Genomic DNA, 21,967 nt, shown 5'->3' with positions numbered 1-21,967 from the left:
GCGCCGCACCGCCGACGGCAGAAACCGGTGGCATCACTCGGGATCGGAGCGGCGGACCCCCACGATGGCAGTAGCCGTGATCGCCGGCGGGGCCGCGGTCCGGCCACCAGGCTCGGGAGGAACCATGTGGCGTCCGCGCTTCCGATCGGACTACGTGCCGGTGCGGCTGCCCGACGGGCCGCTCGTGGTGCTGGGGGAGACCCGCAGCCTTCTCGTCGACGATCCGGTCGCCGCCGACCTGGCCGACCAGCTCGACGGCGCCGCGCCGCTTGCCGACGTGCTGGCCCGGCTGGCCACGAGGCATCCGGTCGCCGCCGTCGCCGCAGCCCTCGCCCGGCTGCGCGACCACGGCCTGCTGGTGTCCGGCCCGGCGCACACCTCGCCGGCCGAGGCCGCCGGCTGGGACGCCCGGGGTGTTCCGCCCGAGGCAGGGCGGCGGTGGATGGCCGGAGGGCCGGTGACAATCGTCGACCTCGGGGCGCCCCGGGCGGCCGAGACCGCCGACGCGCTGCGCGCCCTCGGGCTCGCCGTGACGGTGGTCGGGCCGGACGACCCCGACCCGGGCACCGCCCAGCTGCTGGTCCTGCCGTCGTCAATGCTGGACCCACGGCTGGCCCTGATCAACGAACGGCACCTGGCCGCCAGCCGTCCGTGGACCCTCGCCCGGCCGCACGGCAACGTCGTCTTCCTCGGCCCGCACCTGGTGCCCGGCCGCACCGGCTGCTGGGCCTGCCTGCGGCAACGCTGGCAGGAAAACGAGCAGGTGAACGCGTACCTCGGCGGGCAGGCCCTGGCCGGTCCGCTGCCGCAGCCCGGTCGGGCGGTCCTGCCCGGCCTGGCCACAATGGCCGCCGGGCTGCTCGCCGCCGAACTCGCCGTGCTTGCCGTGCGGGGCACCTCGCCCCGCCTCACCGGCCGCATGGTCGCCCTGGACACCCGGGACCTGAGCACCGAAAGCCACCAGCTGGTACGACAGCCACAGTGCCCCGCCTGCGGCGACCCGGACCTCGTCGGTAAGGCCGAGCCACGCATCGACCTGCCACCCAGCGGCGCCCAACCCAGCCGCGCCGGGGAATCCCGCACCCGGGAACCCGCCGAGACGTACGCCGCGCTCGCCCACCACGTCAGCCGGTATCTCGGCGTGGTGAGTCGGCTGACCTCCCTGGAGGCTTCTGACAACGGCGTCACCCACACCTACTCGGCCGGGCACAACTTCGCCCAACCCCGCCAGCTCGCCGCTCTGCGCCGCAACCTGCGCGGGCAGAGCGGCGGCAAGGGCCGGACCGACCTTCAGGCCCGGATGAGCGCCATCGGGGAGGCGGTGGAGCGCTACTGCGGGGTGTGGCGCGGCGACCGCCCGGTGCACCGGGCCACCTACCGGCAACTCGGTCCGGACCGCGCGGTGCACCTGCGGGAGTTGCTGCTGTTCTCCGACCGTCAGTACGCCGACCGGGACCGGCTCAACCGCGACCTGGGGCACCTGCACCGCATTCCCCGCCCGCTGCCGGACGACGTGGAACTGGACTGGACCACTGGCTGGTCACTGTCCCGGCAGGCACCGCGCGAACTGCCCGCCGCGTACTGCTGGTACGGGCATCCGGAGCTGACCGGCCTCGGCGTGTGCTCGGCCGACTCGAACGGCTGCGCGGCCGGCGGCACCCTGTCCGAGGCGATCGTGCAGGGCTTCTGCGAACTCGTCGAGCGCGACAGCGTGGCCCTGTGGTGGTACCACCGCTCACGGATGCCGGGAGTGGACCTCGCCTCGTTCGGCGACCCGTGGACCGCCGCCTGCGTCGACCATCACGCGACCGCCCTCGGCCGCGAGCTGTGGGCCCTGGACCTGACCGCCGACCTCGGCGTACCCGCGTTCGCGGCGGTGTCCCGGCGCACCGACGGAGGGCCGGAGGACGTCCTTGTCGGCTTCGGCGCGCACCTTGACGCGCGGGTGGCGCTGACCCGGGCGCTCACCGAGGTGAACCAGTTCCTGCCCGCCGTCTCCGGGCCGACCTCCGCGCGCAACCGGTACGGCGTCGACGATCCGGACACCGAGCGCTGGTTCGGCACCGTGCGGGTGGTCGACCAGCAGTGGCTGTCGCCCGACCCGACCCGGCCGCCGCGCACCGCCGCGGACCATCCGGCGCTCACCACCGGCGACGTCGGGGACGACGTACGACGTTGTGTACTCCGCGCCGAGCGGGCCGGCCTGGAGGTGATCGTCGTCGACCAGTCCCGTCCGGATGTCGACCTGGCGGTGGTGAAGGTCGTCGTGCCGGGCCTGCGGCACTTCTGGCGTCGGCTCGGGCCGGGCCGGCTGTGGGACGTGCCGGCCCGCCTCGGCCGGGACCCGATCGCCGCCGACGAGGCGTCGGCCAATCCGCTGAACGTCTTCTTCTAGCGAGGGATGCGCAGATGACGAGCATGGTGGACCCGGTCGGTCGGCGGTCGTCGTGAGCGGCTCCGTCGGCGGTCCGCCGATCCAGGACGCCTACCGGCTGCGCCGCGACGCGGAACTGTGCCTCGGCGAGGACGGCTCGCTGACCCTGCGGCAGACCCGTTTCCAGCTCACCCTGGAGCGGCCCGGCATCGGCCGTCGGGCGCTGCTGCTGCGGCTCGCCGCCGACTGGGTGAGCGATGTCGAGGTCGGTCGACTGATCAGCGGCCTGGAGGGGGAGAACCGTGTGCTGCCGGCGCAGTTGCTGCTGCGCCGGCTGCTCGCCCACTCCTGGCTGGAACGTCGTGTCCAGGCCGACGACCGGCCGCTGCTCGACCTGGTGCCCACCGGCCTGGGTCGGGGCAGCCTGCCGGACAGCCGCCCGCACACCCCGGGCGTCCGCTACCGGCTCTCCCGCTTCGCCACCCTCCAGCACGAACGGGGCATGCTCGTGGCCGCGTCGCCGCTGAGCACCCTCACCGTCGGCTGCGCCGACGCCGCCGTCGGCGCGGTGCTCGCCGCCGCGGTTCCGGGCGTCGGACCCGACACGGTGGCCCGCACGCTCGGCGTGTCGCCGGAGGCCGCCGGCCGGGTGCTCGACGAGTGTGCCACCGCCCGGATCCTGGTCACCGACGCCGAGTTCGAGGCCGAGCGCGACGACGCGCCACTTGCCTACTGGTCGCCGGAGGAGCTGCGGCTGCACCACCGCTCCCGCGCCGGCCGGCACGCGCTGCCGGTGGGCGGCACCTACCGGATGCGGGAACGTTTCGCCCCGCAACCGCTGCGCCGCCCGTACGAAGGGGGCCGGGTGGTCGAACTGCCGCTGCCGGACCTCGCGACGATCGCCAAGGAGGATCCCGCGTTCAGTCAGGTCGTCGCGGACCGGCGCACAGTGCGCGAACACGACGACGCGGCACCGCTGCCCCTGGAACGGCTTGCGGAATTCCTGCACCGGTCGCAGCACACCACTGCCGTCGGGGAGGCCGGCGGGCAGGAGATCGGCCACCGGCCCTACCCGGGCGGCGGCGGGGTCTACGAACTGGAGATCTATCCGCTGGTCGCCCGTTGCGCCGGCCTCGACAGCGGGCTCTACCACTACGACGCGGTCGGGCACCGGCTGGAGCCGGTCGCGGCCTGGGCAGCTGCCGCCGACCGGCTGCTGGCGTACGCCAGGGCGGCCGGCGCCATGCCCCGGCCGCCGCAGATCGTCCTGGTGGTCACCGCCCGGGTCCAGCGGCTCATGTGGAAGTACGAAGGGATGAGCTACGCCATGATTCTCAAGGACGCTGGTGTGCTGACCCAGCAGATGTATCTCGTCGCCACCGCCATGGGCCTGGCGCCGTGCGCCCTCGGCGCCGGGGACTCCCAGGCGTTCGCCGAGTTGTCCGGGCTCGACCCTCTGGTCGAGCCGAGCGTGGCCGACTTCCTGCTCGGTTCGCGGTGCGCCGCAGCGGGGGAACGGCAATGAAGTTCCGGCGGCAGGCGCTGCGCCAGCTGGAGGCGCCCGAGCAACTGGACCGGGCGGTGCGGCTGACCACGGTGCCGAACTGGCTGGCCACCACAGCGCTCGTCATAGTCGTTGTCGCCGCGGGCGTCTGGTCGGTGCGCACTGTCGTCCCGCGGACCGTCGAGGCGGCCGGCGTGCTTATCCACTCCAACGGGATCTCCGCACTCGACGCGCTCGACAGCGGACAGGTCACAAAGGTGTGGGCGGCACCGCACCAGCGGGTGGCGAAGGGCACGCCCCTCTACAGCCTGCGCACGATGGACGGCAAGGTGCGTGTGGAGAACGCGCCGGGTGACGCGTACGTCGTGGCCTGGCTGGTCTCCGAGGGCGAAATCGTCACCCCGGGTACGCACCTGGCCGACCTGGAACGCCTCGACACCGCCGGGGACGCGTTGCAGGCCGTCGTGTACGCCCCCGCCGTGGCCGCGCCGCTGCTGCAACCCGGCGTACCCGTCGAGGTGGCCGCCGCCGCGGCGCCGCGCAACGTGTTCGGCACCCTGGCCGGCCAGGTCATCACTGTCGGCGCCTTCCCGGAGACGGAGGCTTCGCTGCGCGCCTTCCTGGGCACCGGGCCGGACGTCCGGCGGCTGCTGGCCGACGGCAGCGTGGTCCGGGTGACCGTCGCCCTGGAACCCGACCCGGCAGCCCTGGGCGGACTGCGCTGGACCAAGTCCCCGCCGCCGTTCCAGCTCAACTCGGCAAGCGAGGTCACCGCCTGGTTCACAGTGGACCAGGAGCACCCGATCGACTGGTTGCTGCGGCGATGAGCGCGCCGCCGATCGCCGCTGCCGGCGCACCTGAGCTGCCCAGGATCCGGCGTCGACGGGTCCGCACGCCCACACTGATCCAGATGGAGGCGGTGGAGTGCGGGGCCGCCGCGCTCGGGATCCTGCTCGCCCACCACGGTCGCCACGTGCCACTGGAGGAACTGCGCCGGGTGTGCGGAGTGAGCCGGGACGGCTCCACCGCGGCGACGGTCCTCAAGGGCGCCCGCCGGTACGGGATGGTGGCAAAGGGCTTCCAGATGGACCTGGCCGGCCTGGCCACCGTGGCGCTGCCGGCGGTGCTGTTCTGGCGCTTCGAGCACTTCGTGGTGCTGGAAGGGCTCGGCCGGAAGGTCCACATCAACGACCCGGCCACCGGTCCCCGCGCGGTGAGCTGGGAGGAGTTCGACGGCGCGTTCACCGGCATCGTGCTCACCATGCAGCCCGGTCCGGAGTTCCGGTCGGGCGGCACCCGCTACCGTCTGCTCCGGGCGTTGGCGCAGCGGTGGCGCGGTCCGGGTTCGGCGATCGCGCAGATGCTGCTGCTCGGGCTGCTGATCGCGGTGGTCGGTCTGACCATCCCGGTGATGGCCCAGGTCTTCGTCGACCGGGTGCTGTTGCAGGAGGATCGGGCCGCCCTCGCCGGTCTGGTGGCGGCGGTGGCGGTAGCCACAGTGCTTACCTTCCTGGCCAGCCTGCTCCAGCAACGCCTGACCGTACGCGCGGAGACTGCGCTTGCCCTGAGCAGCGCCGCACGGTTCTTCCGACATCTGCTGCGGCTGCCGCCGAATTTCTTCGACCAGCGGCAGGCCGCCGACCTCAGCCAGCGGGTCCGTGGCAACGAGGTGGTCGCCGAGGTGCTCACCCGCCGTGCGGCCACCACAGTTGTCGACACCGGGCTGGTGCTGGCGTACGGGGCGCTGCTCTGCCAGTACGACCTGCTGCTGGGGCTGTGCGCCGTGGTCCTCGCCGGGCTGAACGTCAGTGTGCTGCGCTATGTCGCCTCGACCCGGTCGATCGCCGTCGCGGGGCTCCAGGCGGACCGCAGCAAGCTGGTGACGACCGTCTACACCACGGTCCAGATGATCGAGACGGTGAAGGCAGGCGGTGAAGAGGAACGCGCCGTGGCCCGGTTCGCGGCACGCCACGCCACAGTCGCCACCCGCCAGCAGCGGCTGGGGGTGCCCACTGCGGTGCTCTCCGTCCTGCCGGCGTTCCTCGCCTCGGGGACCGCAGCGGTGCTGTTGGGGCTTGGCAGCCGGCAGGTAGCGGCGGAGGCGATGAGCGTCGGTGTGCTGGTCGGCATGCAGAGCCTCGCCATCGCGATGAACCGGCCGTTGGGCAACCTGACCGCGCTGGGCTCGCGCCTTCAGGACATGAGCGCCGACCTCAACCGACTGCGCGACGTGGAGCAGTACCCGCTGCCGTCGGCCGAGGACCGACCTGCCGGACCGTTGGCGCCAATGGAGGGGCACCTGCGCATCGAGGAGGTCACCTTCGGCTACAACCCGCTGGGCCGTCCACTGCTGGAGAACTTCAGTCTGGACCTGCCGCCGGGTGCCCGGGTGGCGCTCGTCGGCCGTTCCGGCAGTGGCAAGTCGACGGTGGGCCGACTGGTCGCCGGGCTCTACCGCCCGTGGACCGGCCGGGTCACTGTCGACGGCGTCGAACGGACGGGGACCGACGACGGCCTGTGGGCGGCCACCGTCGCCATCGTGGACCAGGACCTGCGGCTGTTCGAGGGGACAGTCCGGGACAACGTCACGATGTGGGACCTCACTGTCGCAGACGAGGACGTCGTCACCGCGCTCACCGACGCGTGTCTGTACGACGAGGTGGCGGCCCGCCCGGGTGGCCTGGCCAGCCCGGTACGGGAGAACGCCCGCAACTTCTCCGGCGGGCAGCGGCAGCGGCTGGAGATCGCCCGCGCGCTCGTCCGCAACCCTCGGGTGCTGGTGCTCGACGAGGCCACGAGCGCGCTGGACGCCGAGACCGAACGCCGCATCGACATGCACCTGCGCCGTCGGGGGGCCACCTGTCTCATCGTGGCGCACCGCCTGTCCACGGTCCGCGACTGCGACCTGATCGTCGTCCTCGACGGCGGTCGGGAGGTGGAGCGCGGCACCCACGAGCAACTTGTCGCCCGGGACGGGGCGTACGCACGCCTGGTCCGGGACCACTGACCCCCGACGAATCCGAGGAGACGCTGATGACCGACGCGGTGGAAGATCCCCCGACCGGCGGCCTGATCGGCTTCTGCGGCGACGGCGTACGCCAGGTCTGTCGCCTGGACGGCCCGGTGGCGGGATGGTTGGTGACCGGCGGCGAGGCCGACCTGTTCGCGGTGCGCCGGGCCGGGATGAGCCCGTCTCGTCGCCACCATGTGGCCCGGCTGCCCGCAGGTGGCCTGGTGCCGACGTCCACGGCGATCGGCGCGTGGCAGTTGATCCTGGTGCCGCTGCCCGGCACGGAGCTGCGTGGGCTGCCCCGGCGTCACCTGTCCCTGCTGGAGCGGCACGTCCGGCTCGACCGTCCGGTGGACGAGGGGCCGCCGTCGCGGGCGCGAACGGCTGCGATGGAGCTTGTCGCGGCGGTGGACCTGGTGCTTGTCACCGTCGCGGATGCGTTGCGTCGGGGGCAGGCGCCCCGGGAGGCGTCCACCCTGCGCGGGCGCGAGATCGTGTCGCTGGCGCAGGGCAGCGCCCTCACCTCCACCGGCGGCGCCTGGTGGCTGCGCAGCGCGGGCGGGCAGCTGCGACGCAACGACGGTGGCCCGGTGGAGATGTCGGGGGAGCGGGAGCTGCTGCTGGTCGCCGAGCGGGACTGGGTGGTGGCCGAGTCGCCGTGCGCGGTGGAGAGCCACAGCAGTTGGGACCTGCTGGTCGGTGGTCAACTCCGGACGGCTGTCGACCAGCACGTGGCCCGACTGCTGCGGATGGTGGAGGCCCGCATCGAGGAGGCTGACGCGGCCCTCCTGAGCGCTGTGGAGCGGCGGCGGCAGATCGACGCCGCGGTGCTCGCCGCGGCGGCCCGCCGGTCGATCGGGGTGATCGGCGCGGGTGGGGCGGTGCCGGTTCCGGACATCGAGACCGGCTTCGACAGGTACGAGCGGGCGGCCGCTGTGGTCCGGGTGGTCACCGAGGGAATGGGCGCGCCGGTGAACGAGCCGGCGGACCGCAGCCGCGCGCCGCTGTCCGACCGCGCGGCGGTGCACGCGGTGTCCCGGGCGTCCAGCCTGTTCCTGCGCGAGGTGCGGCTGCCGGAGCGGTGGTGGCGGCGCGACCTGGGGCCGATTGTCGGGTGGCGGGTCGGCGACGACCCGGAGCGGGCCGTCGCGGTGCCGCTGCTGTTCCGCCGGGGCCGCTACCACCACGTCGACCCGGACACCCGGGCCCACCGTCCGGTCGACGCGACGACGGCCGCGACGTACGCCGCCGAGGCGACCCAGGTGCAGGCGCCACTGCCACCCACGGCCCGGATGCGGCACCTGCTGCGGGCCGGGCTCGTCGGTGCGTCCCGCGACCTGCGTGGGCTGCTGTTCGCCGCCGCCTGCGTGGCCGTGTTGGGCCTCGGCGTGCCGTTGGCCACCGGCGAGGTGCTCGGCCAGTTGGCCCGCAAGGGCGAGGTGGACGGCCTGTTCGGGTTCCTCGCCCTGATGCTCAGCGCCGCGGTCGTCGCGGTGCTCGTCGGCGTGGTGCAGAACCTGCGGCTGCTGCGGTTGGACGGGCGGTTGCAGTCCGGCGCGCAGCTGGCGATCTGGGACCGGCTCATGCGGCTGCCGGCCCGGTTCTTCACCGGGCGCAGCAGCGGTGAGATCGCCAACTCGATGCTGGGGATCTCGTTCGTCGGTGAAGCGCTGAGCGCTTTGCTGCCGCAGCTCGTCTCGGCCGGCGCGACAGTGCTTGTGGTCCTCGGCATGCTCCTGGTGGTCGAGCCCGTGCTCGGCCTGTGGGGGGCGGGGATCGTCGCGGTCACCATGCTGACCTTCGGCGCGTTCGCCGTGCTGATCGTCCGTCAGCAGCGGTCGGCGCTTCCGGCCGAGCACCGGGCTGCGGCGATGACCAACCAGCTGCTGGGCGGCATCATCAAGATCAAGGTTGCGTCCGCCGAGGCCCGCGCCCACGCCCGGTGGTCCGAGGTGGCCGCCACGGCCCGGGCGGCGCTGCAACGGGTCCGGCAGAGCCAGGCCGGCCTGGTCGCCTTCGCCACAGTGCTGCCGGTCGCCGGTCAACTGGTCCTGTTCGCCGTGCTGATGGGGCCGCTCGCCGGCAGGGTCGCGCCTGCCGACTTCTTCATCCTCAACGTCGCCTTCGCCATGCTGCTCGGCGCGCTGCTCGTCCTGGTGTCGGGCGGGGTCGAGGTGATCGCGGCGGTGCCCCGGCTGGGCAGCCTCCGGGCGATCCTGCGCGCCGACCCCGAGGCGCGGCCGGACCGGGTGGATCCGGGCGAGCTGCGCGGCGAGGTGGCGCTGCACCGGCTCACCTTCGCCTACCAGACGGACGAGCCGCCTGTGCTCGTCGACATCGACCTGCACGTCCGCCCGGGCGAGTTCGTTGCCATCGTCGGACCGAGCGGCTGCGGAAAGTCCACACTGCTGCGGCTGCTGCTCGGCTTCGAACGCCAGCAGCAGGGCGCTGTGCTCTACGACGGCCAGGACCTCTCCGAACTCGACGTACACGCGGTCCGCCGGCAGTGTGGCGTGGTCCTCCAGGACGGCCAGCTCTTCGCCGGCTCGGTACGGGACAACATCTGCGGCGCCGGCAGCTTCCCGCTGGACCAGGTCTGGGAGGCGGCGCGGATGGCCGGCCTCGCCGACGACCTGGAGGCGCTGCCGATGGGGATGAGCACGATGGTGCCGTTCGGCGGTGGCACGCTGTCGGTCGGGCAGCGCCAGCGGGTGCTCATCGCCCGCGCGCTGGCGCCCCGGCCCCGGATCATCTTCCTCGACGAGGCCACGAGCGCCCTGGACAACCGCACCCAGGAGGTCGTCACCCGCAGCACCGCCGCCCTTGCCGCGACCCGCGTGGTAATCGCCCACCGGCTGTCCACGGTCCGTGCGGCGGACACCATAGTGGTCCTCGACGCGGGCCGGATCGTCCAGCGCGGCACCTACGACGAGTTGATGGACCAACCCGAGGGACTGTTTCACAGGTTGGCGAGGCGGCAACTTGTGGAGCAGCCGGAAACCTCCGACGCGGTGGTGGAGAGCCGGCAGCCGGACGGGCAGCCCGCGACGAGCTGACGGAGGGTCAGCCGTTGTCGATGACCGAGCCGTCCTCCAGGCACACGTCCGTGTCGAGGTGGTTCTCCAGCAGCTCCGCGACGTGCGCCTCCGCCTGGTTCTCCACGGCGAGCCGGAACGCCTCGGCGAGCACGCTGACCACACCCTGGGTCAGCAGCAGGGTTTCCCTGTCGAGGTCGGCCCAGGACGACCGGGCGCCGCCGCGTACGACTTCCGGCGCCAGGGCCAGCAGTCGCGCCGTGACGGCGGCGACCAACTCGTCGGCCACCGGCCGGAGGCTGTCCAGCACCTCGCTGAGGGTCTGCAACGCCGGCACCGTGCCCACCCGTACCCGGTGCAGGTCCAGGGCGGCGCGCAGCGGGCGTGGCCGTACGGTGCGGACCGTGCCGTCGGTGGTGCGTCCGATCACGCCGTGCCGGGTCAGCGCGTGGGCCAGCGCGGGACGGTCGGCGGTCAGGCGTTGCAGCATCGCGGTCAGCCCGTCGGGCGCCTCGTCGCTGGGCCGGACCCCGAGCATCGCCTCGATGGAGACCAGGTTGAAGCCCTGCCGTTGCAGGGCGAGGATCGCGTCCAGCCGGCGGACGTGCGAGTCGTCGTAGAGGGCGGCCCGGCCGTGCCGCACCGGCGGCGGCAGCAACCGCCGCGCCTGGTGCGCGCGGATGTTGCGCGCCGACATCCCGACCTTGCGGGCAAGTTCCTCCACGCTGTACCCGGCCGGGCCGCCGGGCGTCGTCGTCACCTCGTCGATGGTCACGGTCGCCTCCGGGGAGCACTCGGTGACGGAACATCCACCTGTCGAACCGCTGTTGCGGCGAGCGGTCGACGATCGCAGCGTATGTGCGGGAAGCGGGCGGGTGACAGTCGAGGAATTACTACTTGTCGATGGTGGCATGAGTCATTAGAATCCCCGATCCGCCGTACGTCGCTGATTCCCAATTACCCGGCTTTCGCCGCAGCGCGACAGTTTCGCGGCCACATTCGATGAAATTCCCACGCGTTGCGTGGCCCGGATCGACAGGTGGCCCACGATGAAGCGAAATCGGCGGCCCGGAACCTCCCGCGCTGCCTCTCGCCGCCGCTTTGAAGTCGCCGCTGGCGGCCGGCCACCGAAGGGAGCAGGGCATGACACCTGTCGATCGAGCGGTCTTCGTGGCCGCGTACAGCCGGCTCGTCGCCGACGTCTGGGCCGACCCCGTCAAGGAGCAGGCGCTCGACCGGGACCCGCGGGCGTTCCTCGCCGGCTACGGACTTCAACTGCCCGAAGACGTGCAGGTACGGGTGGTCCGGGACGTCGCCGACACCGACCCTGACCTGGAGGTGCAGATCGAGTCGTGGGAGCGCGCGGGCACCACCGGCGCCTTCGTGCTCTTCGTGCCGTCGCTGTTGCCGGTGGCCCAGTCGGAGCTGGCCGAGGACGAGTTGGACAGCGTCGTGGCGGGCCTGGACCCCAGCTGCGCCTGCTGCTGCCCGTGCTGCTGCACCTGACACCGATGTCTGCCGCCCGCAGGCTGGCGCGGCAGATTCTGATGGCACTCAGATGGAAATCCTTGATTGCCGAACCTCGATCTTTCTAGCGTTCTCACCACGGCAATTAACCGACCGTCCCACAGTGATCCCCGAGGAAGGACCGAACGATGAGCAACGACGATCAGGAATATGGCGCGAGGTTCGTGACCAAGTACTCGGAACTCGTCACCGCGGTGTGGCGCAGCGACGAGGAACTGCAACGCCTCCTCGCCGACCCGACCGGCTACGCGACCGCCGCAGGCCTGCCGGTGGCCGCCGGAGCCACGGTCGAGGTCGACCGCGCCCAGCCCGCCACGCTCTACACCAAGGAGCAGATCGTCGACGACTGGGCCGGCACGCCCGGCCGGCACGTGCTGCACGTACCCGAGGTGCCGCTCGTCGACCTCAACGAGCTGACCGAGGCCGAGCTGGAGTCGGTCGCCGGTGGCGTCGCCCCCGTCGCCGACAACAACGTCAACATCATCGCCGTCCTCATCCTCTGACGTTCCCACCCCCCACCGGGAGCCTCGATGACTGACATGACCGAGACCATCGCGTTCCGATCCGGCACCTACCGGACGGCCACCGTGGAGCAGACCTGGGAACGGGTCGGTGGCATGCTCGACCGGTTCCGGATCACCCGGGTCGCCGACATCACCCGGCTCGACGAGATCGGCCTACCGGTGCACGTCGCCTACCGGCCCGTCGGAGCCACAATGGCGGTGAGCGTCGGCACCGGTGCCACGGCGACGCAGTCCCGGGTCAGCGCGGTGATGGAGAGCATCGAGTCCTGGCATGCCGAGAACCTCCGGCCGGGGACCGTGGTCCGGTCCCCGGCCGAGGCGCTCGACCTGCCGTACGACATCCGGTGGCTGCACCTGGCGGAACGGTCGCCCCTGACCTCCGCCGTCGAACTCGACTGGGTGGCCGGCCGCGGGCTGCTGACCGGCGCGCGTTGCCTGGTGCCCCGCGCCACAATCGAACTGGACTTCACCATCCGGCGTGGCTGGGACCGCGCCCTGTTCACTCCCAGCAGCAACGGGTTGGCCACCGGCAACACCTTCGCCGAGGCCAGCCTGCACGCCCTGCTGGAGGTCGTCGAGCGGGACTGCATCGCCCCGTACTGCACCTCGCCGTTGGACGAGCGCACCTACACCGACCCGGGCACCGCCACGAACGCGATGACCCGCACCGTGCACGACGCGCTGGTGCGCGCCGGCTGCTGGGTGGAGGTCTGCGACATCACGAACGCGGTAGGTGTGCCCTGCTATGCCGCCTCGATCTGGTCGCCGGACCTGCCTGTCACCTTCGGCGGCTTCGGCTGCCACCTGGACCCGGAGATCGCCGTCGGGCGGGCCATGTCGGAGGCGGCCCAGTCGCGGCTGGTAATGGTCTCCGGAGCCCGCGACGACATCGACGCCACCGCGTACCACGACGTCGGTGCGCCGCCGGTGCCGCCGCCCACCGTCGATCGGCCGGTCCGGCCGGTCCGCCGGGACCTCCCGCCGGCCGGAGACGTGACCCAGGTGCTGCGCGAGCTGGCGTCGCGGGTGCAGCGGATCACCGGCGTCGAGCCGTTCAGCGTCGACCTGACCCACGACGAGATCGGCATTCCGGTGAGCAAGGTGTTCGCCCCCGGCCTGCGGATGTTCGACGAGCGGGCCCTGAGTACCCGACCAGGAGTGCCCCGTGACTGACGTCGTCTTCATCGGTCCGAGCCTGCCGGCGGACGAGGTCGCCCGGCTGCTGCCCGACGCGGTGGTGCTGCCGCCCGTCGCGCACGGCGACCTGCTCCGCCTGGACGTCGGACCCGGCGACCGGGTCCTCGTCATCGACGGGTTCTTCCTGCAACACCCGCCGGTACGCCACCGGGAGATCCTCGACCTGCTCGACCGTGGGGTGACAGTGGCCGGCGCCGCAAGCATGGGTGCGCTGCGCGCCGCCGAGCTGTGGCCGTTCGGGATGCGTGGTGTAGGCGAGGTGTTCCAGCTCTACCGCGACGGCGTCGTCACCGGCGACGACGAGGTGGCAGTGGTGCACGGGCCCGCCGACGAGGGCCACCGCACGTTGAGCGAGCCGCTTGTCAACATCCGGGTCGCGCTGCGCCGCGCCGTCGTCGACGGGGTGCTCAGCGACGCCGAAGCCGGGCTGCTGCTGGACCTGTGCCGGGACCTGCCCTTCCGGCGGCGGTCGTACCGCGCGCTGGAGCGCACCGCGCCGCCCGAGGCGGCGCCCGTTGTGGACCGTTTCCTGACGTGGCACCGGCGCGACCCCTCCGACGCCAAGGGCGCCGACGCGCGACTGCTGCTGTCGATGGCCGCGGACAACGCGCCCGAGCTGTGCCCGGCGCACGACGGCGACCAGCCGATCGACAATCTGCACACCCGCTTCATGGACAGCTGGCGATCACGGTTCGCCGGGGCTTCTGTCGGCGGGCACTGGGTAAGCGACCGGGAGGCCGCGGCGGCACTGATGCTGCTGCACCCTGAGACGCCGACCTGGCATCGACGCAGCGTGCTGGCCGGGCTGGCCGCTGTCGACATCGCCGACCCGACGGCCGAGGAGCGCGCCCACGAGGTGGCCCGTCAGCGAGGACTGACCGCAGCGGGCTCCCACGGCTGGGACTGGCTCACCGACCGGGAACGGGGCCTCGACGATCGCGAGGCGGTGCTGCGGATGCTGGTGCGAGCGTTCGGCACCACGCCGTACCGCAGCCTGGCGCTGTGGATGGTCGCGGCGCCGCTGCGTACCCCGGCGCTGCTCGCCGCCGCGCGGCAGGTCGCGGCGATCGCCGCGTCGCTGAACGAGACAGTCGTTCCGCGTACGACGGGACACCGCCGCCCGGGTGGTCGGCTCCACTTCCGCACCGAGGTCATCGACGCGTGTTTCGCCAGTCTGTGGGGCTGTGACGTCGACGGGCTGGAAGCGGCGGCGTGGGACCGGGGCTTCGTCGACCTGTCGGCGTTCCGGTACGCCGCCGAACCGTTCGTGGCGTACGTCAAGGCATTCGGCGCCCCGCGGCTGCCGGCGGTGGCGCAGCGCGTGCAGGAGGAAACCCTTGCCGGTTCCGCGGCCCGGGTCAGCTGAGGAGGCGTCGATGAGCGGCACGGTGAAGGCGGCACTGATCTACCCCCCGCTTACCGATCCCACCTCGGGATACCACTCCCTGAACTATCTCGACTCGTACGCGCGGGCGCAGGGTCACCGGCCGGCGGACATCATCGACGCCAACATCGAGGCGTTCCACCACTCCCACACCCCGTCGGCGTACGAGTGGCTGCGGCGGGAGCTGTCCCGGCTCTCGATCGACGACCTCAGCGGCCCGGACGCGCTGATGGCCCGGGCGAACCAGCTCGGCCTGCCCGACCCCGACCCGGAGCGGCTGCGCCGGTCGATCGGGGTCCTACAGGATCCGACACTGTTCTACGACTACGGGCACTACCAGGACGCCGTCGAGGGCGTGATCTCCTGGATGGACGCGCTCGGCGCCGTCGGGTTCCCCGGGCAGTTCCGCGCCGGTTTCCGGCTGCAACCGCCGCCGATGATCTCGATCGGTTCGGTGGCCGCGCTTACCGACGAGGCGATGCTCGCCCGGCTCAACAGGCCCTTCCAGCCGTACTACGAGGACGTGTTGATCCCACGGCTGGCCGCCGCTGGGCACCAGGTGATCGGGATCAGCGCCACCTACCAGTGGCAGCTACCGTTCGCGCTCTGGATCGCGCGGCTCGTCCGCCGGGCCTGCCCGGACGCCTTCCTCGTCGCCGGTGGCACGGAGATCTCGGACGTCTGGAAGTGCGCAAGCAAACCCGAGTACGTCTTCCAGGTGCTTGCCGACTTCGACGCGATAGTGGTCGGCGAGGGGGAGAGCGCGTACACGGAGATCCTGGACGCGGTGGCGGCCGGGACGCTGCCGGCGGGGCACCCCAACGTCCGACTGCACCCGAAGTACGGCCGCCAGCGCCAGTTGCCCCTGCGCTACGAGCGCCTGGCGCAGATGCCGGTCCCGGACTTCTCCGGCCTGCCCTGGGACCTCTACCTCAGCCCGGAGCGGTTCGTCTACTATTCGCCGACCCGGGGCTGCTACTGGAACAAGTGCACGTTCTGCGACTACGGCCTGAACACCGACGGCCCCACCAGCCCGTGGCGGCAGGACACGGTGGACAAGATGATCACCGACGTCACGGAGCTGTCGAAGTTCGCCAAGTTCATCTACTTCTCGGTGGACGTGCTCGCGCCCGCGACGATCCTGCGCTTCGCCGAGCAGGCAGTCGAGCGAGGGCTGGACTTTCGCTGGGGCGCCGAGATCCGGTTGGAGAAGTACTGGTCGGACGAGCGCTGCGAGCTGTTGCGGCGCAGCGGCTGTGTCGCCATCTCGGTCGGCTTCGAGTCCGGCAACCAGCGCATCCTGGACCTGATCGACAAGGGCACCAAGCCGGAGCAGGTACGGCGCACCATGACCGCGATGACCAAGGCCAACATCGGTGTGCAGATGATGGGCTTCACCGGGTTTCCCACCGAGACCCGCGAAGAGGCGTTGGACAGCATCACGTTCCTGCGCGACAACCCGGACCTGTGGACCCTCGGCGGGCTCGGAGACTTCATGCTGACCCCGGGCGCGATCGTCGCGAAGGAGCCGGAGCGGTTCGGCCTCACGAACGTGCGGCCGGTGGAGGGCTCGGACATCGTCCGGGTCCTCCAGTACGACGAGCCGGTGACCGAGGCGGCGCAGGCCGAGGTCGCCCAGGCCAAGGCCGGTCTCAACCCCGGGCACTACCACCGTCCGTGGCTGGGCAGCACCGACACCCCGCACACGTTCTTCTACCACGACCGCTACGGCACGGCGGTGCGCGGCGTGCTCGCCAATGACCGGGTCCGACACGACGGCGACGACGAGACCGAGTTCCTCGCCAACGGTTCCTTCGTGGACCACGACGACGAGCAGGTCCGAGAGGCGTACCGGCGGATGCGGTCGGACGACCAGGACGGCGTCCCCGGCGACCTGCCGGCGGACCGGCACCTGTTCCGCCGGGCCGACGGCCAGGTGTTCGCGCTCAACCGCAGCAGCCGGCTGTTCCTGGATCTCTTCACCGCGCCGCTCACCCTCGCCGAGGCGCAGCGTCGGCTGTGGATCGTCGAACGGACGGTCGCGGACCGGGTGTGGCGGACCTTCATCGAGCAGCGGCTGATCCGTCGGCATCGGCTCCCGGCCGAGCCGGGGCTGTGACCCGAACGCTTGTGACACGACCGCTGGTGACCCGACCGCTGGTGACACGACACGCGCGCCCGTCGACCCGGGCCTGACCTGCCGACCTGCCTTCGAGATGGGGCGTTTCCGCCTCCGGCGCGTCGACTCGCCGGGGCCGGGGCGGTCGTGCTCACCGACGCACCGCTGCCGCGGCGACGGCACAAATCGACCGACATTACAGTGACATACGTCACAGTCCTTGTCCCAAGCATGGGTTTAGCTGCTGGTGGCAGCAAGTATTCGAGCCGTCTCTTTCGGTGATCGGACTTTAGTACAGTACCGACCCCCTGACGCGGCGTACATGCTGACCAAGAGCAATGTAAATGCCGAGATGCTGTTGTGACCGGCCTGCGCCGGTTCTTGTTTCGGCACCCCTGCTCTGGCTGTAGTCGGATCTCCAGGGGCATCCTCGCCGGCATTCTTTGCCGCGCTTGCTAATCGGGAGTGAGTAATGCCAGTCGACCTTGCTCGTGAGCCTGCTTTGTCAGGTCATGTTGACTTCGATTTCTCCAACATCGAAGCCGGAGTCCGAAAGGAGTTGCGGCAGTTGTGCAAGCTGGACAACTACCACGCTCCGCTCGCCATACTCACCGACTTCGCAGTGATCGCCTTCTCTGTCTATCTATGTCTGGGTCTGTCCTGGTGGTTCTATCCGATATCCGCGATCCTGATCGGTTCCACGCAGCGGGGATTCGTCAACCTGCTGCACGAGTCGTCACACAAGGTGCTCGCCCGCAACCAGAAGCTCAACCTGATACTCGGCACGATCTTCTCCGGCTATCTCGTGCTCCACCTGTACAACCCGTACCGGAACACGCACATCGGCTACCACCACCGCTACCTGGGCGATCCCGAGAAGGATCCCGACTACTCGTTCCACGTCGAGTGCGGCCTGTACGACCACCGAGAATCCGATGTGGTCTTCTTCGGCAAGAACATCCTGCTGAGCATCCTCGGCTTCCGCACACCGCAGTACATCAAGTACGTCATCGACGACCGCATCTTCTGCAAGATGCCGCAGGCGAAGGTCTCCATGCCTATCTCGCTGCGTGCGGAGCGTCTCATCATCGTCGCCCAGTGGCTCGCCATCGTCGGTATCGCATTCGCGTTCGGATGGGCAACTCTTATATTGCTCTTCTGGTTCGTGCCCATGTTCACGACCGCCATCGCCATCGGTTGGCTGACGGAGCTCGCTGAGCATTACCCGCTGCCCGAGAGCGAAGAAAAGCAGGTCCTCATGACCCGCAACCGGCACGGCTGGGCCATCGAGAACTTTCTGCTCGGACGGCACCACGACAACTACCACCTCGTGCACCACCTCAACACGGGTGTGCCGTTCTGGAATATGAAGAATGCGCACGCCGCCCTGCTCAAGGACAAGGCATACGCGGGTTGGGACAGCATGTGGGCCGGCATCGTCACCCGGCCGCCGGGGCAGGGAAACAAGGAGACGTTGATCAGCTACGCCTCGAAGTACCGCAGATGGCGGCGCGAAGGCGGGGATCCGGCGACGGCGTCCACGACCTTCGCCGAGGTACTGGCCATGAAGCACGCCACCCAGCGTGCCGCTGAGCTTGAAGGTGCGACCCGATGACGATCACGAACCTCACCACGGACGGACGCGACATGAGCATTGTGGAGCCTGACCTGCGGTCTGCCACCGCCGCCCTGAAGGTTCTGGCGGCCGGCCTGTCCTACCGAACCGCGTTCGCGGAGAGCGCCCTGCTGCGGGAGACGCTCTGGCCCGCGGCCAGCCGCTACATCGTCGCGCAGGACCGCGCGGGCCTTCTCCGCCGACTGCCGATTCTCGCCGAGGCCGGCTACGCCGTCGGTGTCGAGGTCGTCGGCGAGGAGGCCCAGGACGCCGCGGAGATCCAGGGCGTCGTGGCCGAGTACGAGGCGCTCATAAGCGAATCCAGCGAGGCGTTGAGCCAACCCGTACAGCTCGGCTTCGACCTGTCCAACGTGGGCGCTCTCATCTCACCGGAGATGGCGTACGAGAACACGGCCCGCCTACTGGAGGCAGCTGCCACCAAGGGCATGGACATCATCATCAGCATGGAGAACTCCACATTCGTGGACGGGATCCTCGACGTGTTCCGGCAACTGGCCGGTAAGTACGACAACGTCGGCCTGACCCTCCAGGCGCACCTGCACCGCACGGCCGACGACATCGAGTCGCTCGCCGACACGGGCGCCAAGTTCCGCCTGGTCAAGGGTGTCTACCGGGAGTCGCCCGACGTGGCGCTGCCCCGCGGACCAGAACTCGACGAACGATACGTAACCCTCCTCGAACGACTGACCACCCTCCAGAGCCGGGTCACCTGCGCCTCGCAGGACCCCGCCGTGCACGATCTCGCCGCTCGTCGCGGGCTGCTCAGCCGCGTCGAGGAGGTGGAGATGCTGCACGGCGTACGGCCCGATCTCCTCCGCAGCCTGCGCGACCAGGGTGTGCCCGTCCGGGTCGCCACCGTGTACGGCGAGAACTGGTGGCTGCACTTCCTGCACCGCCTCGCCGAGTACCCGCCGAACGTCCTCACCGCCCTGGCAGACCTGCACGATCCGCGCCGGATCGAGTTCGGTCGTGACTACCGCTGACGAGCGCACGGCGGCGGTCCTCGGCCGCACCGACGAGGAAAGGATGCCCGTGTCTACCTCGACTCACCGGGACGCAACCGACCGGAGCCGGGGGATCGGTCCGGAGACCCGGCAGATCCTCACCGACCTGATCCGGGAGAAGTACCCGATTTTCGTCATGCCGTCGTGGTTCGTCACCACCGAGGCGGCGCAGGTGGGCCACCTGCTGAGCGCGGCGGTGGGGGAGCTCACCCGCCGAGACCCGGCGCGGCGGCACCGCACGTTCTTCGCCAACTCGGGCCTCGAGGCGCTGCACGGTGCGGTCAAGTTGCTCCGCCACCACGGGCTCGACCGGGCGCACCAGCATGGCGGCCGGGTCGTCGTGCTGGATCCGGACCCCATGCTGGCCCGCCGGTTCGATCCGCTGGACGCCGGCCCGGCGAGAGCCCTGGTGCCCGGCGTCGTGGTGGTCGACACGGCCGCCGAGTTGGAGCGCCTGCTCCGAGACGGTGAGCACTGCGGGGTCATCCTCCGGGACACCGCACTCGACGAGGCCCAGGCCGGTCGCCTCGCCGTCGAGTGCCGGCGGCGCGGCGTCCCGATCGCACTCGACCTCGGCACCTTCGACTTCACCCGGGCGCGTTCTCCGCTCGCCGAGGCGGTGGAGCCCGATCTCGTCCTCGTCGGTGGGTCCCTGACGGACCACGAGGTGCCGTTCGGGGCGGTCGTCGGCACTACCGAACTCTTCGCGGTCTGGTCGGGGAAGCGCGCCTTCCTGCACTCGAACACCTACGGCGGCAATTCGCTCGCGATGCGCAAGGTCATGGCCGTGCTGCACCGCAGGTGGTCGGCCGACGCCCCGGTCCGCAGGGCGTCCGAGGAACTAGCCCGAGACTGGGGGCGAACCCTGCGCGCCTACGCCGAGCACGTCAATCCGGGCACGGCGGAACTGCACCGCAAGACGTACGGGGCGCTGCACGTCGTACGCGCCTCGGGTTCGCGGCTGACCGTGCAGCTGGACTCCGGGCGCCGCGTCGAGGTGCTTGACGGGCTCTGCGGCGCGGGCCTGGGCGTCAACGGGCACAACCCGGACGACCTGGTCAGCGACGTGCTGGATCGACACGACGACGACGTGGACTACGTCGCTCGGTTGGAGGAGGTGCTGGCCGCGGAGACGGGGCTGGCCCGATCCTTTCCCGCCGTCAGCGGCGCGTCCGCCGTGGAGAACGGCGTCACCCTCGCCATGCTCGCCCGACCGCGCACCGGCCGGATGATCGTCTTCCGGCACAACTACGGCGGCAAGACTTTGGTCTCGCTGCTCGCGACAGCGGCGGAACGCACCAGGGAGCCCTTCGGGCCGCTCTACGACAACGTGCGATATCTCGACCCCTTCGGCCCGGACGTCGTCAGCGAGTTTCAGGCGGAACTCGCCACCGGGGACGTGGGTCTCGTCTGGATCGAGATCGTGCACGGCAGCTCCGACGCGTACGAGCCCATCCCCGACGAGCTGCTCGCCGTCGTGGCCCGGGAGCGTACGACCCACGGCTTCCTGGTCGGGGTCGACGAGGTGCTGACGTCGTTCTACCGGTGTGGCCGCCGGTTCGCCTTCCAGGGCCGGCTGCCCGAGGTGGACATCGTGTCGTTGTCGAAGGCACTGAGCTACGGCTGTTTTCCGACCGGCGCCACGATGGTGTCCGAGTCGGTGTACCAGCAGGCCCGCCGGAGCGCACCGGACCTCGTGGACGACCTGCGCAACCGCCACGCCGACCAGTTCGGGGCACACGTCGCGCTGCACGCCGTCGCCCAGGTCGATCGCCTCGGACTACCGAGCCGGACCGAGGCGCTCGCCGCCGTCGTGGCCACTGGCATCGACACCCTGCCCCGGCGATCCAGGAGCATCGGCCGTCGGTTCGTGGTCGGGCTGATGGGACGTCTGGAGGTGCTACCACCTCGCCTGATGCGCCGGTTCGTACGCCAGGACGGCGACGCGCTGACGACGATGACCATGCTGTGGTGGATCCTCCACGCCCGGGTGTTCGTCGTCTACGACCTCTTCCTCCTTCCCACGATCGCCAGCACGGCCGAGGCCCGGTACTTCGCGAGCCGCGTCACCGAGCTGGCCGCGACAAGCCCGTACACGATGCTGCGGCAGGTCGGCGCGCTCGTCGTGCGGGAACGCCTCGCCGCCCTTCGTGGCCGCCGCCGACCGGACGTCGAGCACCTACCGCTGAGGAGCGGCACATGAACGATCAGCCCGAGGCCGTGGTGCGTCGTTTCTTCGACCTCTTCGACAAGGGGGACCTTCCTGCGATCAAAGGGCTGCTCGACCCGGAGTTCGAGTGGATCTACCACGGGCCGCCGTCGCTACCGTGGGCAGGCGTCTACCACGGGGAGGTCGGATTCGACCGGTTCTTCGAGATCGTCCGGGGCCTGATCCGGGTTCGCGAGTGTGTGCCGTACCGGTTCATCGCCGCCGGCGACGAGGTGGTCGTCCTCGGGGTGAGCCGCACCGACGTGATCGCCAACGGCGCCGAGTACGAGGCGCAGTGGATGAACGTCTTCACGGTCCGCGACGGGCTGATCGTCCGCTACCTGGACCTCTACGACACGGCCACTGTGGTCGAAGCCCTCCAGAAGAGCGCCGGACCGACTGACAGCGGTCCCCGTCAGCAGCGTCCCGCCTAGGAGGTCGGAG

At 70.9% G+C, this 21,967-nt stretch carries 15 protein-coding genes; 14 read left to right on the top strand and 1 reads right to left on the bottom strand.

The features are described 5' to 3' along the window. The first annotated feature begins 124 nt into the window (after window positions 1–124). From ACPXB1_RS23900 to ACPXB1_RS23880, 5 genes are read left to right on the top strand one after another with little or no spacing between them, the layout of a single operon-like run. A complete protein-coding gene (locus ACPXB1_RS23900) occupies window positions 125–2,395 on the top strand; it encodes a TOMM precursor leader peptide-binding protein (protein ID WP_355593396.1) in 2,271 nt (756 codons plus the stop codon). A 52-nt stretch (window positions 2,396–2,447) separates the two neighbouring features. After that, window positions 2,448–3,899 (top strand): SagB family peptide dehydrogenase, encoded by a 1,452-nt coding sequence (locus tag ACPXB1_RS23895; protein WP_053660825.1) that lies wholly within the window; start codon window positions 2,448–2,450, stop codon window positions 3,897–3,899. Beyond that, entirely contained in the window at window positions 3,896–4,705 is an 810-nt protein-coding gene (locus tag ACPXB1_RS23890; protein WP_053660823.1) for an HlyD family efflux transporter periplasmic adaptor subunit, read from the top strand. Before ACPXB1_RS23895 ends, ACPXB1_RS23890 begins: the two co-directional genes overlap by 4 nt. Next, a complete protein-coding gene (locus ACPXB1_RS23885) occupies window positions 4,702–6,885 on the top strand; it encodes an NHLP family bacteriocin export ABC transporter peptidase/permease/ATPase subunit (protein ID WP_053660821.1) in 2,184 nt (727 codons plus the stop codon). Before ACPXB1_RS23890 ends, ACPXB1_RS23885 begins: the two co-directional genes overlap by 4 nt. Before the next feature lie 26 nt (window positions 6,886–6,911). After that, window positions 6,912–9,944, top strand: a complete 3,033-nt coding sequence (locus ACPXB1_RS23880; RefSeq protein ID WP_197281668.1) for an ATP-binding cassette domain-containing protein — start codon at window positions 6,912–6,914, stop codon at window positions 9,942–9,944. A gap of 7 nt (window positions 9,945–9,951) precedes the next feature. Here the strand turns inward: ACPXB1_RS23880 and ACPXB1_RS23875 are convergent, their stop codons facing one another. Beyond that, window positions 9,952–10,698 (bottom strand): MerR family transcriptional regulator, encoded by a 747-nt coding sequence (locus tag ACPXB1_RS23875; RefSeq protein WP_053660819.1) that lies wholly within the window; start codon window positions 10,696–10,698, stop codon window positions 9,952–9,954. A 368-nt stretch (window positions 10,699–11,066) separates the two neighbouring features. Between ACPXB1_RS23875 and ACPXB1_RS23870 the strand changes: the two genes are divergently transcribed. The 9 genes from ACPXB1_RS23870 to ACPXB1_RS23830 all read left to right on the top strand — a co-directional run bounded on the left by ACPXB1_RS23870 (window position 11,067) and on the right by ACPXB1_RS23830 (window position 21,957). Beyond that, on the top strand, window positions 11,067–11,429 hold the full coding sequence (locus tag ACPXB1_RS23870; protein WP_053660817.1) for a hypothetical protein: 363 nt from the start codon (window positions 11,067–11,069) through the stop codon (window positions 11,427–11,429). Window positions 11,430–11,578: 149 nt separating this feature from the next. After that, window positions 11,579–11,953: a class IIb bacteriocin, lactobin A/cerein 7B family gene (locus ACPXB1_RS23865; RefSeq protein ID WP_053660815.1), complete on the top strand. Its 375-nt coding sequence runs from the start codon at window positions 11,579–11,581 to the stop codon at window positions 11,951–11,953. A gap of 27 nt (window positions 11,954–11,980) precedes the next feature. After that, window positions 11,981–13,147, top strand: a complete 1,167-nt coding sequence (locus tag ACPXB1_RS23860; RefSeq protein ID WP_082377719.1) for a YcaO-like family protein — start codon at window positions 11,981–11,983, stop codon at window positions 13,145–13,147. After that, the gene (locus ACPXB1_RS23855; RefSeq protein WP_355593403.1) at window positions 13,140–14,537 is read left to right on the top strand and encodes a TfuA-like protein; all 1,398 of its coding nucleotides are present in this window, start codon (window positions 13,140–13,142) and stop codon (window positions 14,535–14,537) included. Before ACPXB1_RS23860 ends, ACPXB1_RS23855 begins: the two co-directional genes overlap by 8 nt. A 10-nt stretch (window positions 14,538–14,547) precedes the next feature. Beyond that, window positions 14,548–16,674 carry a B12-binding domain-containing radical SAM protein gene (locus tag ACPXB1_RS23850; protein ID WP_053660809.1) on the top strand — a complete coding sequence of 709 codons (2,127 nt, stop codon included), beginning with the start codon at window positions 14,548–14,550 and terminating at the stop codon, window positions 16,672–16,674. A 472-nt stretch (window positions 16,675–17,146) separates the two neighbouring features. After that, window positions 17,147–18,289, top strand: coding sequence for a fatty acid desaturase family protein (locus tag ACPXB1_RS23845; RefSeq protein WP_053660807.1), 1,143 nt, complete (start codon window positions 17,147–17,149; stop codon window positions 18,287–18,289). Next, entirely contained in the window at window positions 18,286–19,293 is a 1,008-nt protein-coding gene (locus ACPXB1_RS23840; RefSeq protein ID WP_053660805.1) for a proline dehydrogenase family protein, read from the top strand. Before ACPXB1_RS23845 ends, ACPXB1_RS23840 begins: the two co-directional genes overlap by 4 nt. A 49-nt stretch (window positions 19,294–19,342) precedes the next feature. Beyond that, the gene (locus tag ACPXB1_RS23835; protein WP_157553022.1) at window positions 19,343–21,517 is read left to right on the top strand and encodes an aminotransferase class III-fold pyridoxal phosphate-dependent enzyme; all 2,175 of its coding nucleotides are present in this window, start codon (window positions 19,343–19,345) and stop codon (window positions 21,515–21,517) included. Further along, on the top strand, window positions 21,514–21,957 hold the full coding sequence (locus tag ACPXB1_RS23830; RefSeq protein WP_053660801.1) for a nuclear transport factor 2 family protein: 444 nt from the start codon (window positions 21,514–21,516) through the stop codon (window positions 21,955–21,957). The genes ACPXB1_RS23835 and ACPXB1_RS23830 overlap by 4 nt, the downstream gene beginning before the upstream one ends. Window positions 21,958–21,967 lie beyond the last annotated feature (10 nt).

The organism is Micromonospora sp. DT68, assembly GCF_049847245.1.
GTDB lineage: Bacteria > Actinomycetota > Actinomycetes > Mycobacteriales > Micromonosporaceae > Micromonospora > Micromonospora profundi.
The sequence above is the reverse complement of the archived record's forward strand: the minus strand, read 5'-3'. Positions and strand labels throughout refer to the sequence as shown.

Excerpts from the sequence above, each read along its gene's own strand:
- ACPXB1_RS23850 (WP_053660809.1), top strand. The coding sequence starts at position 14,548 with ATGAGCGGCACGGTGAAGGCGGCACTGATCTACCCCCCGCTTACCGAT.
- ACPXB1_RS23880 (WP_197281668.1), top strand. The coding sequence starts at position 6,912 with ATGACCGACGCGGTGGAAGATCCCCCGACCGGCGGCCTGATCGGCTTC.
- ACPXB1_RS23845 (WP_053660807.1), top strand. The coding sequence starts at position 17,147 with ATGCCAGTCGACCTTGCTCGTGAGCCTGCTTTGTCAGGTCATGTTGAC.
- ACPXB1_RS23860 (WP_082377719.1), top strand. The coding sequence starts at position 11,981 with ATGACTGACATGACCGAGACCATCGCGTTCCGATCCGGCACCTACCGG.
- ACPXB1_RS23890 (WP_053660823.1), top strand. The coding sequence starts at position 3,896 with ATGAAGTTCCGGCGGCAGGCGCTGCGCCAGCTGGAGGCGCCCGAGCAA.
- ACPXB1_RS23870 (WP_053660817.1), top strand. The coding sequence starts at position 11,067 with ATGACACCTGTCGATCGAGCGGTCTTCGTGGCCGCGTACAGCCGGCTC.
- ACPXB1_RS23840 (WP_053660805.1), top strand. The coding sequence starts at position 18,286 with ATGACGATCACGAACCTCACCACGGACGGACGCGACATGAGCATTGTG.
- ACPXB1_RS23865 (WP_053660815.1), top strand. The coding sequence starts at position 11,579 with ATGAGCAACGACGATCAGGAATATGGCGCGAGGTTCGTGACCAAGTAC.
- ACPXB1_RS23885 (WP_053660821.1), top strand. The coding sequence starts at position 4,702 with ATGAGCGCGCCGCCGATCGCCGCTGCCGGCGCACCTGAGCTGCCCAGG.
- ACPXB1_RS23900 (WP_355593396.1), top strand. The coding sequence starts at position 125 with ATGTGGCGTCCGCGCTTCCGATCGGACTACGTGCCGGTGCGGCTGCCC.
- ACPXB1_RS23830 (WP_053660801.1), top strand. The coding sequence starts at position 21,514 with ATGAACGATCAGCCCGAGGCCGTGGTGCGTCGTTTCTTCGACCTCTTC.